Consider the following 18,103-nt stretch of genomic DNA (forward strand, 5'->3'; position numbering starts at 1 on the left):
AAATCCTGCCTCATCGACCTTCGACGAGATCGGCCGGCACGTGCTGGACGATTACAGGTTGTGGAGCTTTTGCCGACGCTTCGCGCCTGACCTATATGGTCTGCAAAGGAGCATGATCGAGCGATATAGCCTGCCGGAACATTCAGCTTCGACAGCCGTTGGCTGCTCACCAGACACAGGAGGAGCATGATGACCAACATCTACAATGAAGGCGTGCCAACCGCTGCCAGAGGCCTCGCCAAGAGCACACTCACCGCGTTTTTCGACAGCCGAAGCGATGCCGAGGCGGCCATCGACAAGCTAAAGTCGGCCGGTGTTTCCGACGTTCGCCTGATGCCAGGATACGAAGCCAACGGTGACGGCCCTGCGGCCGCGGCAGAAAAAACAGGATTCTGGTCCGGTCTTAGCGACTGGTTCTTCCCGGACGAGGATCGCGATGTCTACGCGGAAGGTCTCCGCCGCGGTGGTTTTCTCGTTTGCGTTTCCGTTGACCAGGCGCGCTACGACGAGGCGCATGACATCCTCGATGCTGAAGGCTCGATCGACATGGACGAGCGTGCGGATCGTTGGCGAGAGGAAGGCTGGGCGACGGGAAGCAACCAGCAGGCCAGCGCGTCGAAGGAGGACGTCTTCCAGGCTGACGAGGCTGCCGTGAGCGCTACAGGCGTTGGACGCTATGCGAGAAGCTCGCAGGCGACGTCGCCGCGCGTGCGTGCGTACGATCTGGTCGGAAACCTTCCCGACGATATCGTAGACGACGTTGTCCCGACTGGGCATCAGCGCGATGTGTCCGAAGGGGATCGCCCCCTAGACGAACGGGCCTTTCAGGAGCAATCTATTGACGACCTGCGACAAAGCCAGATGCTGCCTGGCAGCCGCTGAGCGACCGAGGCAATCCGGAGCCGCGCCTGATCGCGCGGCTCAACTCGATGGATGCTATCGCATCTGTCCTTCGTTTTCATCCGCCGGATCATAATTTATGTCCCAATCCTTGACGGGCTTCTTCCCTGGCGGCGTCTTGTGTTCGGTCGCATCTTCCGACCCGGTTATCACTGTCGGCTTGGCACTGTGGACGCCGCTCGATCTTCTATCCGCTACCGATTTGGCAAACTGTCCTTTGGCATCCTTTTTAACATCTGACATCTCACTCACCCTTTCTCACCCTTTTGCTTGCGGCCATCCGAGACCTTTTTCACCTCGGGATCGCTATTGGTTTCGCCGTTGGCGTCCTTCGCCCGGTCCGGGTCGTCCTTAGCAGGCAAGTAGCCCGGTGGTATATTCTCTTGCGGGCCTTCCCATCTTGGCGACTGGTCGGTGGTGCCTGGCGCACCGTCCTTCGGCTTGTCTATACCCATGATCGATTCTCCTCTTGATTTAGATTAACCTTGAGAGTGCGCCGTTGTTCCTTGGGCGGTTGCGGGAACCATCTTGAACGTTCGACATTTGTTTTTTGGCGCGCTCCGTGTCGATCGGACGCAACAGGGATGACGAACATCGCGGTTTTTTCCGATTTCTCGCGATGGCCAATGAAACGGCAGACGAGCGACCACCTGTTCGGCTTCGCCCTCACCTATCAACAGCAGGAGTTGCCATGTCGGGAGGCCTGCAGTCTGAAAAGATCGCCTGGTTTGCCTCGCTGCCGCCCGTCATGCCGGACGAGTTGATTGGCGTGTGGTGCGGCGAAGGCATTCCATCGGGACATCCGTTAGATGGCGTGCTGGAAAACCTGCAGTGGTTTGGCAAGAAATTTCACCCCGATTTCAGGGCGGACGCGCTGTTATTTCAATGGCGTCCGCGACGCCTCGTACCCGCCGAGCCGTCCTTTTTTCCGATCCGGACCGTGATCCGCTTTGCGGCCTTCGGCAGGACGTCGGTCGCTCGACAGTTGTTTTCCCATTTGAGCAAGCTTGTGCGCGCCCGCGACACCACCGCCTTTGTCACACTAAGGTCGTTCGGTGAAGATCAGACGGCGGCCATGGTCTACGACCGGCAGCCGATCGCCGACTTCTTTCGGCGGATCGGAGACGACGAAATTGCTGGCATGATGGTCGTCGAAGGCGACCAGCGGCGGTATTTCTTTCGGCTTCGGCGCGTGGATGCTCCAGATGAGAAGGCCAGACCTTGAGCGGTGCGACACTGGAAACGCCGATGGGCGCGGTTTGGCGGACGGACGAAGCGCCCGACCTCAAGCGCCATATGGCAAGATGACGACGCAGTACGCGAACTGGTATCACGAATGCGTTCGCTTGGGCCGTTGCATGAAGCGTGGCGCAATCGAGAGGGCTTTCAATCTTCTGTTGGGGTGCCGCGCTCTTCGCATCGATGTGTATCGGTATATTGCAACACGGGTAGAAACGGGGCGGCCCTAAAACTGGCAAACGCCCTCTAGCGTGTGGGAACCGCTGCGGCAGCTGCGAGTTCCCTTTTTCAAAAGGAGAACACAAATGACATCCAATACCATTCCGAGTTCGGCAAAGCTTCCTCCGAAGTCCCTCAATGAAGACGCCCAAGATGACGAGCTTCCCGAAAGCAATATCGACGACCGGCGCGCTCCGCCGGTCAACATGGGTGGTAGTCGCGAGGCCGGCGATGACATAACCGATGCCGACCCTGAAACAGGTCGCGCTGACGCAAAGGGCCATATCCCGGCTCCTCAGACCGCGAACCGAGACTGAAGGCGATGAACGAACGCCAAGAACATTTGAACACTGACGAGCTGCAGGCGGACGACGAAGATTTCGCCTCGGCCGTCTGATGGCGGAAGCAGAAGTGGGCGCAAGACCATTTCCCATGCCACGAACGATGAAGCGGAAGACACCACGCGGGTCCCGCGAGCGGCCAATTCCGACTAGGTAAGAGAGGTATCCAAAATCAAGACCGGCCTGCACGGCGCGCCTGCTTGCGCCATCACCTCCGCAGCTCAATCGCTGTCTCCAGCGATCCATTATTTATGGGAATAGCGTGATGGCGCTGCCATCATCAGTTTTGACCCTCCCTTTCATACCTTCTTCCTCAACGGCGCCAAGGGTGGGTGTAAGGAAAACTGTCCCAGGACGCTGCTGGAAGAGCTCCCGTGTATGGACGTCAGTGTACGAGACACTCTCGGTCAAGGCCATGAGCAAGCTCAAGCTACTAATTTAAAATTTTCATGATTTTTTGCTTAATCAGGTAGGAATACGTTAAGCAACTAACCGCGATAAGATTCACCGCAAAGGTGCATGAAGCATCATCCTTCCCCGCAAGATTTCAATTTTTTCATCAGGGCTTCGGATGTCATCCATCATTACAAACACGTCTGCCACTGTTGCTCTCCAGACACTTAGAAAAGCTGGGGCCAACCTTACCGGCACGCAGCAAAGGCTTTCAACCGGCCTACGTGTTGAGCAAGCCGCGGACAACGCAGCCTATTGGTCGATCGCCACAACAATGCGCTCGGACAACAAGGCGCTTTCCGCTGCCAGCGACGCTCTCGGCCTGGGCGCCGCCATGGTCGACACTGCCTACTCGGGAATGAGCCAGGCGATCGACATCATGTCAGATATCAAGGCGAAGTTCGTTGCGGCTACCGAAAGCGGCGTTGACAAGGTTAAGGTCAACGATGAGCTAACACAACGCAAGCAACAGCTACGCAGTATCGCCGTTTCCGGATCGTTCTCCGGGCAAAACTGGCTGTACATGAACTCCGACGAAGACAACGTCGACCGTTCCATAGCCGCTGGGTTTACTCGTGACGAAGATGGCGGGGTCGCAGTCCAAACGATTTCCTTTGAGCTATATTCCCTATGGGACACGCCCGACGTTTCCTTTCTGATCGACGATGAGAGTGGGGACTCCGGGATCACAACAAATTCGGCTTTTGCCGACAGGCTTGGGACCACAAGCGATTGGGTCCTGTTCAACGGTGCGAGGCACCAATCCCATCGCTAAATGGCCTTGTCGGCAGACACGACAGACGCCGAGATCCAGGAGATGCTGCTCGTCGCGGAAGCAATGACGTCAAAGATGGTCCAGGTGGGCTCCCGTCTAGGATCGCTATCATCACGCATAAGCATGCAAGCGGACTTCGCTGCTGACCTCCAGGACGCGCTGTCTTCTGGCGTTGGGCGGTTGGTGGACGCAGATATGGAACAAGAGTCGTCAAAACTAACTGCTAAACAGACGCAGCAGCAGCTAGCGATCCAATCACTTTCGATCGCAAATAGCTCGCCCAGAAGTCTTCTCAGTCTATTCGGCCAATAACGCTTAGCAGGCCTCGCAATTGCGACGATGAACCGTTCGCCCTCCAGTAAGCCAATCCTTGAGAGCAGCTCGCGTGATGAATTCCCGTTCCGAGCGCCTCAAGACCTCGATCGAAGCCACCGGACCATGTTGACCATCAGCAAATCATAGCCCTCCCAGGCCATGAAATCGCTTGATAGCCAATGAGGTCCAATGTCTGTCATCCATGCGAGTGTTCTACCGGCGCCATATTCGCGCACACTGAGCAGAGGAAACTGCGCTTGCCGGTGGTTGCACGCAACCAAGGTTTGTGATGACGGATCGGTCCTTTGAATGACACGGTTCATTCCGAGCACATAGGGCATGGCGGTGGTTAGTCCCGCCAACACGGGATGATCCGTGTTTAAGGTCACCGGATCGAGACCCTCAGGCGCTTCTAGACCATCCGGAGTGTACTGAATCTGGACCGGAAGACAGTCTTCGATGGGGGTCCCATGAAACATCGCGGCTCCATCGATCCCTTGGAAACTGGTGTAGCCACCAGCCATCATTAATGCGCCGCCCGCCTCAACCCATTTTCGAAGAAGCTCAAGGCGATTGACCGAACGCTTCCCCGCGCGAGTTTCGGGCGTGTATAGGAGCGACAAAGCACCGACATCTGAGAGGATAACGGCGGAATAGTTAGACAGTGCCTCTAGCGACTTCGGAAATCTGCTTCACAACGCTCACCGCCAATTTGCGTGACCTCGATACCGTGGTCGGCAAGCGCTTGAATAAAGCGCGTCGCGCCATTGGAGTAGCGGGAAGACGCACCTACCTCATGCCCCTTTGAGGCGAAAGACGTCACATGGAAAGTTTCACCTGCGAGTAAGACCGGTTTCATGGTTCCGTTTCCTGGGGTGGATGGGCAACGCCGACAGCGTTGCCCGAAAGATTTAGAACTTGAATTCTTCAACGTTCGCAGGAGTTACGATCTTCGCTGGTCCAAGAAGAACCTCACCCTTCGGCCCAACCTTGAAATCGCCAAGTCGACCAGCTTTGAAGGTTTCGCCTTCTTTACCGGTTAACTTGCACTCGGCGACCGCTTGGGCTGCGTAATAGGTCAGGTACCCAAGGTCCTTAACATTCCACCAGATATCCTGGACGGAACCGTTCTGGATGTACTTCTTGATCAGGGTCGCGGGAGCCAGACCAGTCAGTTTGATTTTGCCTAGGAGGCCAGCCTGATCCATAGCGCGAGCGGCGGCCGGTAGGCCAATACCGGCGGGAATGATGATGCCTTTCAGGTTCGGAAAGGCCTGCGCAAGTCCAAGAGCCTGCTGCTGGTTGACCTGCTCGCTTTCTTGTCCGTAGGCGACCTGAACAAGCTTCATTTTCGAGTATTTTGACTCCGAGGCCATCTTCTTCTTCATGAAGTCGATCCAGGCATTCTGGTTGGTAGCTGTTGGGGTCGAAGAGAGAATTGCGAACTCTCCCTCGTAATTGATAAGCTGCCCCATGGATTCCAGCATCATCTCAGCGAGGCTGTCGCCTGCCGCTTGATTGAGAAAGACTGCTCGAGCGTTCGTCGCAACGTCAGAGTCGTATGAGACGACTTTCACACCCTGCTTCTGCGCCCGACGCAACGCTGGAGCAACGGCGTTAGAATCGTTTGCCGAAATCGCTATCACGCCGACCTTCTGCGAAACGAGATTATTGATGAAGTCGATCTGGGCTTCAGCGGTTGCTTGCGACGGAGCCTGCTTGATCGCTTTGCCGCCAACTTCGCCCGCCGCTTCTTCAGCGCCGGTCTGAGCTACCTGGAAGTAGGGGTCGGTGTCGAGCTTCGGAAGAAAGCCGACAGTCACAGGGGCTTTCGCGCACTCTTCGGCCGCCCTTGCCGCCGCAACGCCTACCGAGAGTGTCGTCGCAAGAAGCATTGATGTCAGAATAGCTATTCTCATTGATTTTCTCCTCCAAAGACCCGGCTTCAATGACAAACGAGGCGCCGGGCTACTCGTTTGTTTTGCGTTGAAAGTAGCGCATCCTGACGCCTGCGAAGATGCGCTCGGCCGCGTTGCTGATGAGAAGTGAGACGATCAGAAGTAGACCGATGACAGTCCCCTGTGCGTCGCCCCCGATCTGTAGAAGGCCCAAAACATTGCGAAGCGTCGCAAACAAGAGCAGTGCCCAGAGCACACCAGTCAGTTTTCCCTTGCCACCGAAAACACTGATGCCCCCAAGCAGCGCGATTGTGATAACGTCAAGTTCAATCCCAAGGGCGTTGTTTGCTCTGGCATTCGCAAGGCGTGCAGCGTAGACCATGCCAGCCCCAGCACAAACGACCCCTGACATGACGAATAAGCCGAACACCGTTCGGGCCAAACCAATCCCGGAGTACCTTGCCGCTTCCGGGCTCCCGCCTATGGCGTATATTCGGCGTCCAAGCGGCATCCGTTGCAGAGCAACTGCAAACATCGGCGCAAGGAAAATAAAGGGTACGATTGTCCAGGGAATAGGGGTTGCGCCAACGGTATCGATGCCGAAATCTAGGAAGCTATCTGGAAAATCGTTGATCGAGTCGGAGCCGAGAAGGATGTAACCTACACCTCGGTAAAGCGCCATCGTTCCCAAAGTGACGACGAGAGACGGAAGACCCAACCTTGTCACCAGGATTCCATTGAACGCCCCACACACCGCGCCAGCTATAAGCGTAAGCGGTATAGCGAGGGAAAGTGGAATTCCCGCTTGGACTAAGAGGCCGAAGACCACACTCGTCAGCGCCAAAATGCTTCCAACAGAAAGGTCGATTTCCCGTGCGATGATAAGGAACACCATCGGCAAGACGATCAGTGCACGTTCCGATATGCCCGCGACGGCCTGCGAAATATTGAAGGGCGATGCGAAGTTTGGCACTGCGAACACGGCATATAGGATCACCGCGATGGTGATGGCTGCGAGAAAATTATCCCAGTTGCCAATCCGCGCGACAAAGTCTTTCGTTTGCTTGGGCTTAGATGTCATCGCTTTGCTCCTCCAGCGGATGCGCGACGAGCGACATAGGCATCGATCGCGATAGCTGCGAGAATGACCAACCCGTACACGCCTTGAAGCCAGAGCGGGTCAATTCGAACCAAGGTCAGACCATTATTGATGACAAGCAGGAGCAGTGCCCCGGCTGCCACACCGAGAATGGTTCCCGAGCCACCCCGCACTGCTACCCCCCCTACCACCACGGCAGCGATGACCGTCAGCTCAAAGCCATATGCAACTCGCGCGTCAACAGTTGCGTAGCGTGAGGCCCACAGTGCGCCGTCAAAGCCAGCCAACAACCCAGCAGCGCCGAAAGCCAGAAGGATCCGCGACCTAGCTGGAATTCCGACCAGCCGAGCTCCGTCAGGATTAGACCCGATCGCGTAAAGCTCACGGCCAAGCGTCGTGTATCGAAGGAAATATGCAGCGACCGAGAGGGTAACGATTGCAATGAGAATAATAGCGGGGGCGCCAAGGACATTTGCGCTCGTCATATCCAGCCAAGCTTGTGGCACCTGGTCAGCGCTGACTTGGGTACCTCCGGCCCAGAGGCTGTTAAGCCCCCGGAAAATCGACATCGTGCCAAGCGTTACAACAATCGCGGGAACTCGACCGTAAGTGATGATTGCGCCGTTTAGCAATCCGGCGGTCAGTCCAATTCCACCGGCCAGCAACACTCCGCCGATCACTCCGATTTCCGGATGCGAGTGCAGCGTGGACGCCGCGCCGTAGGCCGCGAGCCCAATAATTGCGGCGACCGACAAATCTATGCTTCGGGTCACAAGAACGAGCATCTGGGCAACGGCGACGATCATCAGCAATCCAGCATCCATTGCCAGCGCCGAAAGGTTCGATCCGCTTAACATTCGAACATTTATGAGCGAGATCGGCACAATCACGGCCAGCATCGCCGCAAGGAGCCCGAACTCACGGCGAGCGAAGACCTTTCTTATAGGGCTCTTGTCGGGCAATTCCACTGTTTGCCCATCAAGAGGATGTGCTGGCTTTGGAACGACCTGTCCGTCGACCTCGCGCACAATGGCGTCCGTGGCGGCCTCAATGATCTTTTCCTGCGTCGCATCCGACCTGTCAAAATGAGCCGAGGCTTTACCCTCGCGAAGGACGATCATTCGATCGGCCATGCCAAGCAACTCTGGAAGCTCCGACGAGATCAGAATGATGGCCATTCCCTGGTTTGCAAGGTCTGCCATCATTTCGTGGACACCAGCTTTGGACTGCACGTCGATGCCCTGGGTCGGCTCGTCTAAAATGAGCACGCGTGGCTTGGTTGCCAGCCACTTTGACAAGACGACCTTCTGTTGGTTTCCGCCAGACAGAGAACTGACCGGTTGGTCGTATGAGCTGAAGCGGAGACGAAGCCGGTCCAGTGACGGCTCGGCCAGCTGAAGCTCCTTCGTTCGCGACATCAAACCATTTCGAGTTGCATCACTGAGTACGGTCAGGCAAGCGTTGTTCAATATGGAGAAGTCCATGACGAGGCTCTGGCCAAGCCGGTCCTCGGAAACGTAGGCGATGCCTTGGTCCATTGCGTCGCGTGGAGATGAGAACTTAACCTCCTCACCATCCAAAACAATTGTCCCTGTTGTGGGCTGATCGATCCCGAACAACACCCGAGCGATCTCTGTGCGCCCGCTACCGACAAGACCACCAAACCCCAGGATTTCACCGCCGCGCAGCTGGAACGAGATGTTCTCAAACACCCCTTCAAGCGACAAGTCTTGGACCTCAAGGACGACATTACCAGGTACGTTGGTGTGACGCGGATAGAGGTTCTCCAGAGCACGACCGACCATCATTTGGATCGCACGTTCTCCGGACAGATTTGCCGTCAACTCGGTTCCGACTAACCGGCCGTCTCTCAAAACGGTTATCCGATCTGCGACGCGATAAATCTCATCCATTCGATGGCCGACAAACATCATGGCCACGCCCTGCTTCTTCAGCTGCTCGACCACCGAAAACAGCCGTTCAACCTCTCTCTGAGAGAGAGCCGCGGTCGGCTCGTCCATGATAAGAACACGGGCATTCAGCGATAGCGCCCGAGCCACCTCGACCAATTGCTGTTCTGAGGTCCGAAGCTTGCCCAAGGGCATGCTCACGTCGGCGTTGAGGCCAACGGTCTTCAAAAGGCGCCTAGCCTCAGACTGCATCCCTGCGTGATCGAGCTTCCATTTCGTCCCTGTCTGGCCGATGAAGATATTCTCCGCGATGCTAAGATCGGGAAACAGGCCAGGATGCTGATGCATCACGGCGATGCCAGCGTGCTGTGCTTCTAGCGGTGAGGTGAGGCGAATTGGCTGATCGCCAATAATGACCGCACCATTGTCGGGACGATAAACTCCGGCGAGCAACTTCACACAGGTGCTCTTGCCTGCACCATTTTCTCCCAGAAGCGCCAGAACCTCCCCTGCCCTTAGCTCGACTGTCACATCAGACACAGCGACAGTTCCACCAAAAACCTTCGTCACGTTCGACAACGTCGCGACAACATCGTTGCTAGCCGGAACGGCACCGGGCGAAATGGAAGCAGCATCAGGCATGGTGATTGATCCCAATTGCTGCGGAGCATTTGGCTCCGCACGACGCTGCATAGTTCATTTGGGAGCCTCCTCACCCGAAACCAACCGCCACTGGCACGCGATTAATTAAAGCAGTTTACTATAATTTATCTTGCGGCTCGTCAAGCGGGGTAATATTCATGGTTTTGACAATCAACGAGGGCCGCGTAAAAGAGCGGAACTTTTAGGATTACGTGTAGATCGGAGCGAGGGGATGGCGGGAAAGGGAAGCAATTCTGTTCAACTACGCCACTATAACGAGCGTGTAGTGTTAGATGCGGTCCGTCGTTTCGGAGAGGCATCAAAGGCAGAGATCGCCCGGTTCGCTCATCTCACCCCGCCAGCTGTCGCGGGCATCGTCGATTCTCTCGTTGCTGCGGGCTACCTGAGCGAAAACGGAAAGCGGTTCGGCGAGCGGGGCCAGCCTTCCGCTCTCTATAGACTGGCTGACGACGGTGCGTATGCAATAGGAGTTCACATCGGTCGCCGCGCGATGGATGCCATCTTGATAAACTTTTCTGGTGGCACTGTGGCGTTCGAAACTCATGAGTACGACCACCCCGATCCAAAGAGCATTAGAGATCTCGGGGAGGGCACGATTTCTCGATTTAAGAGTCTGTTAGGAGAGGAAAAATTGACCCGCCTTGTGGGCATTGGAATCTCCGCACCTTACTTCATAGGCGGTTGGGATGCGGAGTTGGGCTTTCCATCCGACGTTCAGATGGCTTGGCGCAACTTTGATCTGAGGTCGCATTTCTCAGAAACCTTAGGTTTGCCGGTCTTCATCGAAAACGACGCGTCAGCCGCGGCTGTGGCTGAGCTGGTTTACGGCTTAGGTAAAGAGTTTTCCGATTTCCTGCACGTCTCATTGACAACATTTGTCGGTGCAGGCCTCGTCCTCGATGGCACGCTACAAACGGGGCCAAACGGAAACACGGCAGCCTACGGCCCGTTCCCCGTCACACATTCGAACTTAAATTCGGTTCCCAAACCAGCCGGCAGGTTCGAGGTGCTGCTTCATCGCGCCTCTATCTACACGTTGGTTCACCATTTGCGGCATAACGGATTCCCGATAATCAGGGTACGTGATCTCGATCCCATGCCAGAGGCGGCGCGCCTGCTCGTTGCAGAGTGGCAGGATGATTGCGCAGATGCTCTCGCGCAGGCGATTATCGGAACCATTGCTGTCGTCGACCTTGAGACCGTCGTCATAGATGGGCTGCTGCCAGAGCCACTGCTTTTAGACACGGTTGAGCGAGTAAGGCTGCGTTTCTCGGAAATGTTACCGCCTGGACTTATTCCACCGAAGATTACTGCAGGCGCACTTGGCGCTCGTGGGTCCGCCCTCGGTGCGAGCCTACTTCCCATTTATTCGATGTTCGGACCAGACACGGGTGTGCTCATGAAAAAGGGCCTGGATAAGAAGCCGCTTATGATTGGGTCAGAATATGGGCGGCGCAGCAGCTAACTCCAATGTTACAAAGCTGCGCTCAACTGGTCTCGCCGATTTGGCCTTGGTCACCCCGTTACGCACAGAAGCGCCCTACAATCGTCAGCGCGAAGGCAATAATGGCAAAGGTCGTTCGAACCAAGTTCCAGGCTCGCCAACGATGACGTGGCGCAGACCAACCGTGTGGGTGCGCAGATGCCGACCACCCGGCGAAAACCTTATTGAGCGGCAAGTGAATACGCCCGGTGATCACGCCAGCAAAAAACAGACTTAGAGCGGCGCACACCTGCTCGACTTGACCTCCGCTGAGCACAGCGCCAACCAGAACGACAACAAGGGTAACACCGAAGAAGACCGGCATTACTGGTCCGTAGACGGCGTCCTTGGCCTGGTTGTAGGAGATCCATGCCGTCGCATCCATTTTTCGCGCTGCATGCTCCATCATCGCAGAGCCAACAAAGACGCCAGCCAATATGCCCGTCAGAAACTCGACACATGCAGGAAACGGGCACATTGTTTCAGGTTCCTTTTCGTTGGCAGCCGGCACCAAACCCGGCCGTCGGCGCTTCGTGATGGTCTGCACGCTTTGATGCTGCGTGATTTACCAGCTAGCTTCTCCTGCAAAAAACACTAAGTTTGCTCGCGGGCTATCCACAAATGGATAAGGGGCACATGCAAGATTGGAACGATCTGCGGTTTTTTCTGGCTGTGGCGGAGCACGGCAGCACACTGGCGGCAAGCGTTGTCTGCCAAACCAGCCAGAGCACGGTGTTTCGCCGGATCGCATCGCTGGAACAGTCTACGGGCGTCACTCTCTTTGATCGGCATGCGTCCGGCTATCGGTTGACCTCGGTGGGGATCAAACTGCTGCCACTTGCTCAGGAAGCTGCAGCGGCCATGGGTATCTTTGGCCAGGCTGCGGCGAGTGAACGCAGACGACAGACGACGGTCATCCGGTTTTCCGCGCCCGACGTGACGATGGAATTTCTGCTGCCCACAATCATGGGCACGTTTCGTGAGAAGCACCCAGAAGCCCAAGTCGAGCTGATCGCTTCAGACAGGAAGTTAGATCTGGCGGCGGGCGAGGCCGACATCGCCTTGCGAACAAACCCTTTGTGGACAGACGCCTCGCTGTTCGGCCGGCGGGTTGCCTACGAGCGGCCGATGCTGGCTGCCAGCAAGAAATACGTCGAGAGCCATCGACTTCCAGCAACAGAAGCAGAGTTCGCCAATCATGATTTTGTAAGCTTGACCAGCAATCTCTCGGAAGTGCTCGGCGATTGGTTTCAACGCAACGTGCCGAGACATCGGATTGTTCTCCAGCCGGACACGCTCGCCAGCACCTTGAGTGCGGTGCGTAGCGGCCTTGGGATATCTGTTCTGCCGCAATTCCTCTGCGATCGAGACGATACCTTGGTGGCCGCTCCTTTGGCACTTCCGGTACCAGAGTTTGAGCTCTGGATCGTATGCCACAAGCGGCTCAAAAGCTCCGAGCCGGTCCGCAGCCTGATGGAGTCCATCCGCAACTATATCGCCGCGACCACGAAGCCGCGACTGTCTCAAGAACCGCTGATGACTAGCGCGGCTTGTCCTTGAACCCATTAAAACGCGCTTCGAACCGCCCCCTCCCCGTTTGGGCGGAATCTTCGCGCCTCATCTCCTCATCCGGGTAACACCTGCTGTGTGACAGGGAGGCGCGCGGTCCCTACGCAGGGCTTAACCCGTCCAACACCGAGATGCCGGTGGTTGCTGGCAACCGAAGTTAGGGATGACGGGATTAATCCTTTCAAGACGCGCAGCTAAGTCACCGCGCGCCCGAACGGGTCGACCATAGGAGCTACTTTTTATCGAGGTAAAACCGGATAGGATTCTAGTGCAACTTCTGCGAAAGTGTCACGGTCATCCGAACACCTCTAGCCGGGCAGCGGCAACGTCGGCGAGAACCGAGAGCGCTAACGAAGTGGCGTCCCTGGTCGGGCCAAATAGCCCGATCGGAGCCTTGATCCGATCGAGGGATTTTGAAGGGGTACCGCGCGACCGCAGCCGCTCGATGCGGCTGCGATGTGTCCGAGTGCTTCCAAGAGCACCAATATAGAATGCCGGAGATGCCAAGGCTTCGCTCAGCACATTTGCTTCCAAATCCAAGTCATGATGGAGGAGTGCGACAGCCGTAAACGCATCCATAAGAATAGCGCCCTTATCCACTCGAAGCCGAGTGCTTTCTGCCACTTGAACATCGTAGCCTGACACGTCTGCAAGACGACAAACTGCCTCGGCTTCACCCGTTTGACCGGATATGACGAGCCGCGTCCGGGGACGATAGACCGACACGAACGTACCTTCAAACCACTTCGATCGTCGAGGAACCGTGTCAGCCCGAGATAGCGTTTGCGATACGGGTGTGTAAGCTAGAGCGGCTGAGCAACGGTTGGCCAGATCAACAAGCGCATCAGCCAAAATCCTTGTGTCGCGGATGACATGAATAGCAACGGTGATGCCCCCACCACAGGGAAGTTCGATATCGAAGAACGGCGAGCCCTCACCGAACCTGACAGTCCGATCGCGGCCTTCCGAAATGGCTTGTAAAGCTTCGGCCGCCACTGCCGCCTCGACACATCCGCCCGAAACATATCCGCAAAATCGACCATCTGCCGCAACGGCAACATGCGCGCCAAGAGCCCGAGCGGCTCCGCCTCTGATCTCCACCAGGGTTGCAAGAGCCGCGCCACCGCATCCCGCGGCCTTGACTGCAAAGCCAAGGATGTAAGCGGGATCGTCGATCGAGCTCGCCCTGACGGGGACTGGTATTGTCGTGACTAAAGGCTTGTTCAAGTCGGGTCCTCGAAGGGTTGCGGTGGCCAACCGGGCCACCGCTCTGATCAGGCGACGTCCGGCAACCCGCCGATCAGCTTGTCGAGGGTCATCGGGTAATTCCGAAGGCGAACTCCCGTCGCATTATAGATCGCGTTGGCGATCGCTGCCGAAACGCCGCACAGGCCAAGCTCACCTATACCCTTCGCCTTCATCGGCGAAGACATCGGGTCGGTCTCATTCATGAAGATCACTTCCTGATAAGGTATGTCGGCATGCACTGGCACCTCGTACCCGGCAAGGTCGTGGTTGACGAAAAAGCCAAGGCTGGTGTCGACCGCGAGTTCTTCCGATAAAGCCAGACCTGCACCCATCGTCATCGCGCCGATCACTTGGCTTCGCGCCGTGATCGGATTGAGAATACGGCCTGCGGCGCAGACGGCGAGCATGCGGCGGATACGGGTCTCACCGGTGGCAACATCGACGCCAACCTCGACGAAATGCGCCCCAAAGGTCGATTGCTGATGGCTTTCAGACAGCTTCTCCCATTCGATTTTGTCTTCGCCGACAAGTCCGTCTGGACCGGCAGCTTCACCCAGCGAGACCGATCTGGTCCCGGAGCGGACGGCACCGTTTTCGAAGGCAACGTCGCTTGCGTTGAGCCCAAGCCTCTCGATGACTGCCTCGCGCAGCTTAACACAGGCGGCATAGACACCCGAGGTCGAACAGTTTGCACCGAACTGTCCGCCAGAGCCCGCGGAGACCGGAAAGCGGGAATCGCCAAGTTGCACAGCGACCTTGTCGATCGGCAGGCCCATCATCTCCGCTGCGGTCTGAGCGATAATCGTATAGCTGCCAGTGCCGATGTCCGTCATGTCGGTCTCGACGGTGACGATGCCTTGCCGGTCCAAACGTACCCGCGCGCCGGACGGGATCAACAGATTATTACGGAAGGCAGCGGCAACGCCGGTGCCGATCATCCATTTCCCTTCGCGACGTGTCCCAGGGCGGCCGCGGCCGCCCCAACCGAAGCGTTCAGCGCCCAGCTTGAGACAACCGACAAGATCGCGATGAGAGAATGGACGTTCCGGTTTCTCCGGATCGACCTGAGTATCGTTGAGGATGCGGAAATGCACAGGATCCATGCCGAGCTTTTCCGCCATCTCGTCCATGGCAATTTCGAGAGCCATAAGGCCCGGCGCCTCGCCGGGCGCACGCATAGCGTTGCCTTCGGGAAGGTCCAGCGTAGCCAGGCGCATCGCGGTCATGCGGTTTTCGCCAGCGTACAGAAGGCGGGTTTGCATCGCCGCCGTCTCAAGCTGGCCGCCGGGTTGGTCGCCTGACCAGCTCTCGTGCGCGATTGCAGTGATCTTTCCATCGCGGCTCGCACCGATCCTGAGCCGCTGGATCGTAGCTGGACGATGCGTCGTGTTATTGGGGATGAAGGGACGAGGTAAAGCGACCTTGACTGGACGCTTTGCGGCCTTGGCACCAAAAGCTGCAAGAACGGCATCAACTCGTAGGAACAACTTGCCGCCGAAGCCGCCGCCGATGAACGGCGACATCAGATGGATCTTCTCCTTATCGATGCCCAGCGTGGTTGCAAGATCGGACCGCCACCAGTCGATCATCTGGCTAGACGTCCAGACAGTGATTTCTTCTCCGTCCCATGCGGCAATCGACGCATGCGGTTCCATCATCGAATGCGACTGGTCCGGCGTCGAATAGGTCTCGTCCAAGGCGACCGGGGCGGACTTGAAGGCCCCTTCAAAATCGCCCACCGCCGTATCGGGCGGAGCGCCGCCCGCGTCCTTCGGCTTCACCGCTGACTTCATAGCCTCGGCGAGGTCATAGACGCCCTTGTCTTCGGCGTAATCGACTTTCACAAGATTTGCCGCAGCACGGGCCTGCTCGAAGGTTTCTGCGACGACCACCGCGATTGCCTGATGGTAATGTTGGATCTCGTCACCGCCGAACAGGCTAGCGGTGTTGAACTTGCCTTTCTCCCGCTTGCCGACGTCGAGGGTGGTGACGACGGCAAGAACGCCGGGGGCGCGCTTTGCGGCATCGACGTTCATCGTCTTGATGCGTCCCTTGGCGATGGTTGACCCCACAGGATAGCCATAGACATAGGGCGTGTTCGGATCATGCCATTCATAGGCATACATCGCCTTGCCGGTGGTCTTGAGCTCGCCGTCGATACGGTGGATCGGCTTGCCAACCACCTTGAGCTGATCGATCGGATTGGTGGTTACTGGTGTGTCGAACTTCATGGCGATCAGCCTCTCGCTTCGGCGATCACGGCACCGAGCGTGCGCTCGACGAGATCGACTTTGAACTTGTTCTCTTCGGTCGGACGGGCGTCGGCGAGGAGGATCCCGGCGGCCGCTCTTGCTCCCTTACCGAGTTCTGCGTCCGCCGCGTCGACGCGCCACGGCTTGTGGGCAACGCCTCCAACCGCCACCCTCCCCGTTCCGTCAGACTGAATGACGGCGCCAACAGAAACCAAGGCAAACGCGTATGACGCGCGGTCGCGGACCTTGCGGTAGATATGCTTGCCGCCGACTGGAGGTGGCAGCACGACTGCGGTAATGAACTCTCCTTGGTCTAGAACCGTCTCGATATGTGGCGTATCGCCAGGCAGCCGGTGGAAGTCGGCGATCGGGATCGAGCGGTGGGTCCCGTCCCGCTTGACTGTCTCGACGACCGCGTCGAGCACGCGCATCGCGATCGCCATGTCGCTTGGATGCGTGGCAATGCAAGCGTCGCTGACGCCCACCACCGCGTGTTGGCGGCTAAAGCCGCCAATGGCGGAACAGCCGCTTCCCGGCGACCGCTTATTGCAAGGCTGGGCAGTGTCGTAGAAATACGGACAGCGCGTCCGCTGTAGAAGATTGCCCGCGGTCGTCGCTTTGTTGCGCAGCTGTCCCGAAGCGCCTGCCAGAAGAGCTCGAGAGAGAAGGCCGTAATCACGACGGATCACTTGGTCTGCAGCCAGGTCGGTATTGCGCACCAGGGCGCCGATGCGTAGGCCCCCTTCGGTGGTTTTCTCAATCTTGTCCAGTCCGAGATCATTGACGTCGATGAGATGCGTCGGCTTCTCAATTTCCAACTTCATCAGGTCGAGAAGATTCGTACCTCCGGCGATGAACTTGGCTTCGGGATTATTTGCGGCCGCCTTGGCCGCGGCCTCCGCAGAGGAGGCGCGTTCATATGTAAAGGCCTTCATGCCGGCACTCCTGCAACTTCATTGATCGCATCGAGAATGTTGGAGTATGCCCCGCATCGACAGATATTGCCGCTCATGCGCTCGCGGATTTCGGCGGATGTAAGGGCCGCCTGCTCGGTCAGATCTTCGGTTACATGGCTCGGAATGTTGGCTTTGATCTCCTCGAGCACAGCCACGGACGAACAGATCTGTCCGGGTGTACAGTAGCCGCATTGGAAGCCGTCATGTTTGACGAAGGCGGCTTGCATTGGATGCAGATTGCCAGGCTGGCCGAGCCCCTCGATCGTCGTGATTGAGGCGCCGTCGTGCATGACGGCAAGCGTCAGACAGGAATTAATGCGACGGCCGTCGACCATGACCGTGCAGGCGCCGCATTGCCCGTGGTCGCAGCCCTTTTTCGTGCCGGTCAAATGCAGGTGTTCGCGCAAGGCGTCAAGCAAGGTTGTTCGGTTGTCGACAACCAATGTCTGTTGCGCGCCGTTCACCGAAAATGCCACAGAGGTGGTGAGGTCCATCGTACTCCCCGAAGATTGTGCTGCCGCCGCAAGCGGTGCGACGACGCTGGTCGCTGCCAAAGTTGCAGCGGACGTGATAAATAAGTCTCGTCGAGAGATTTCAAGTTGCTTGGTGGTTCGCATGGCAAGCTCCGGGTCGACAGGTGGGCAGAAGGCGGTTTGAGCGGCACCACCTTAAGCGCATCGCCGTCAAAACAGATCGTCATTGCTGAACGAGCGACTGGACTGATTCGTTCCTGAACATAGGTCATTTGTCCTCTCGATGACGGGCCAAAGGCCTAGGCCACGA

At 57.3% G+C, this 18,103-nt stretch carries 17 protein-coding genes and 1 pseudogene; 6 read left to right on the forward strand and 12 right to left on the reverse strand.

Features of this window, described 5'->3' with window-relative positions:
- Positions 1-189 precede the first annotated feature (189 nt).
- Complete coding sequence (locus tag D460_RS0129080; RefSeq protein ID WP_018902136.1) at positions 190-882, forward strand: hypothetical protein; 693 nt, start codon at positions 190-192, stop codon at positions 880-882.
- Positions 883-936: 54 nt separating this feature from the next.
- On the opposite strand, the gene D460_RS35600 is transcribed toward D460_RS0129080, so the two are convergent.
- Together D460_RS35600 and D460_RS0129085 are read right to left on the reverse strand one after the other, a co-directional pair.
- Positions 937-1,143, reverse strand: coding sequence for a hypothetical protein (locus D460_RS35600; RefSeq protein WP_081620006.1), 207 nt, complete (start codon positions 1,141-1,143; stop codon positions 937-939).
- 5 nt (positions 1,144-1,148) lie between these two features.
- Entirely contained in the window at positions 1,149-1,355 is a 207-nt protein-coding gene (locus D460_RS0129085; protein ID WP_018902137.1) for a hypothetical protein, read from the reverse strand.
- Between the two features lie 236 nt (positions 1,356-1,591).
- On the opposite strand from D460_RS0129085, the gene D460_RS0129090 reads away from it, so the two are divergent.
- From D460_RS0129090 to D460_RS34095, 3 genes and pseudogenes are all read left to right on the forward strand, one after another.
- Positions 1,592-2,125, forward strand: coding sequence for a GXWXG domain-containing protein (locus D460_RS0129090; protein ID WP_018902138.1), 534 nt, complete (start codon positions 1,592-1,594; stop codon positions 2,123-2,125).
- A gap of 319 nt (positions 2,126-2,444) precedes the next feature.
- Positions 2,445-2,675 carry a hypothetical protein gene (locus D460_RS0129095; protein ID WP_018902139.1) on the forward strand — a complete coding sequence of 77 codons (231 nt, stop codon included), beginning with the start codon at positions 2,445-2,447 and terminating at the stop codon, positions 2,673-2,675.
- Positions 2,676-3,270: 595 nt separating this feature from the next.
- Positions 3,271-4,239: pseudogene (locus tag D460_RS34095) on the forward strand (flagellin).
- Positions 4,240-4,337: 98 nt separating this feature from the next.
- Here the strand turns inward: D460_RS34095 and D460_RS34100 are convergent.
- Genes D460_RS34100 through D460_RS34705 form a run of 5 tightly spaced genes read right to left on the reverse strand, consistent with a single transcriptional unit; the run spans position 4,338 to position 9,791 of the window.
- Entirely contained in the window at positions 4,338-4,907 is a 570-nt protein-coding gene (locus D460_RS34100) for a glutamine amidotransferase (RefSeq protein ID WP_348625664.1), read from the reverse strand.
- 5 nt (positions 4,908-4,912) lie between these two features.
- Positions 4,913-5,101, reverse strand: coding sequence for a hypothetical protein (locus tag D460_RS36980; protein WP_245267834.1), 189 nt, complete (start codon positions 5,099-5,101; stop codon positions 4,913-4,915).
- A gap of 52 nt (positions 5,102-5,153) precedes the next feature.
- The gene (locus tag D460_RS0129115) at positions 5,154-6,161 is read right to left on the reverse strand and encodes a rhamnose ABC transporter substrate-binding protein (protein WP_018902144.1); all 1,008 of its coding nucleotides are present in this window, start codon (positions 6,159-6,161) and stop codon (positions 5,154-5,156) included.
- Between the two features lie 49 nt (positions 6,162-6,210).
- Positions 6,211-7,221: an ABC transporter permease gene (locus tag D460_RS0129120; protein ID WP_018902145.1), complete on the reverse strand. Its 1,011-nt coding sequence runs from the start codon at positions 7,219-7,221 to the stop codon at positions 6,211-6,213.
- Complete coding sequence (locus D460_RS34705; RefSeq protein ID WP_026283670.1) at positions 7,218-9,791, reverse strand: ATP-binding cassette domain-containing protein; 2,574 nt, start codon at positions 9,789-9,791, stop codon at positions 7,218-7,220. The genes D460_RS0129120 and D460_RS34705 overlap by 4 nt, the downstream gene beginning before the upstream one ends.
- A gap of 232 nt (positions 9,792-10,023) precedes the next feature.
- Here D460_RS34705 and D460_RS0129130 point away from each other — a divergent pair, with 232 nt between their 5' ends.
- The gene (locus D460_RS0129130; protein WP_018902147.1) at positions 10,024-11,277 is read left to right on the forward strand and encodes an ROK family transcriptional regulator; all 1,254 of its coding nucleotides are present in this window, start codon (positions 10,024-10,026) and stop codon (positions 11,275-11,277) included.
- A 58-nt stretch (positions 11,278-11,335) separates the two neighbouring features.
- On the opposite strand, the gene D460_RS34710 is transcribed toward D460_RS0129130, so the two are convergent.
- Positions 11,336-11,842, reverse strand: coding sequence for a DUF1772 domain-containing protein (locus tag D460_RS34710; RefSeq protein WP_155947885.1), 507 nt, complete (start codon positions 11,840-11,842; stop codon positions 11,336-11,338).
- 89 nt (positions 11,843-11,931) lie between these two features.
- Between D460_RS34710 and D460_RS0129140 the strand changes: the two genes are divergently transcribed.
- Positions 11,932-12,855 carry a LysR family transcriptional regulator gene (locus D460_RS0129140; protein WP_018902149.1) on the forward strand — a complete coding sequence of 308 codons (924 nt, stop codon included), beginning with the start codon at positions 11,932-11,934 and terminating at the stop codon, positions 12,853-12,855.
- 303 nt (positions 12,856-13,158) lie between these two features.
- Here D460_RS0129140 and D460_RS34115 read toward each other — a convergent pair whose 3' ends face one another.
- From D460_RS34115 to paoA, 4 genes are read right to left on the reverse strand one after another with little or no spacing between them, the layout of a single operon-like run.
- Positions 13,159-14,091: an XdhC family protein gene (locus tag D460_RS34115; RefSeq protein ID WP_037112326.1), complete on the reverse strand. Its 933-nt coding sequence runs from the start codon at positions 14,089-14,091 to the stop codon at positions 13,159-13,161.
- Positions 14,092-14,138: 47 nt separating this feature from the next.
- Positions 14,139-16,343 (reverse strand): aldehyde oxidoreductase molybdenum-binding subunit PaoC, encoded by a 2,205-nt coding sequence (gene paoC / locus D460_RS0129155; RefSeq protein ID WP_018902152.1) that lies wholly within the window; start codon positions 16,341-16,343, stop codon positions 14,139-14,141.
- A 5-nt stretch (positions 16,344-16,348) separates the two neighbouring features.
- Positions 16,349-17,299: a xanthine dehydrogenase family protein subunit M gene (locus D460_RS0129160; RefSeq protein ID WP_018902153.1), complete on the reverse strand. Its 951-nt coding sequence runs from the start codon at positions 17,297-17,299 to the stop codon at positions 16,349-16,351.
- Positions 17,296-17,937 (reverse strand): aldehyde dehydrogenase iron-sulfur subunit PaoA, encoded by a 642-nt coding sequence (paoA, locus tag D460_RS0129165; protein ID WP_026283673.1) that lies wholly within the window; start codon positions 17,935-17,937, stop codon positions 17,296-17,298. The genes D460_RS0129160 and paoA overlap by 4 nt, the downstream gene beginning before the upstream one ends.
- Between the last annotated feature and the right edge of the window lie 166 nt (positions 17,938-18,103).

The organism is Rhizobium sp. 2MFCol3.1 (assembly GCF_000377565.1).
GTDB lineage: Bacteria > Pseudomonadota > Alphaproteobacteria > Rhizobiales > Rhizobiaceae > Rhizobium.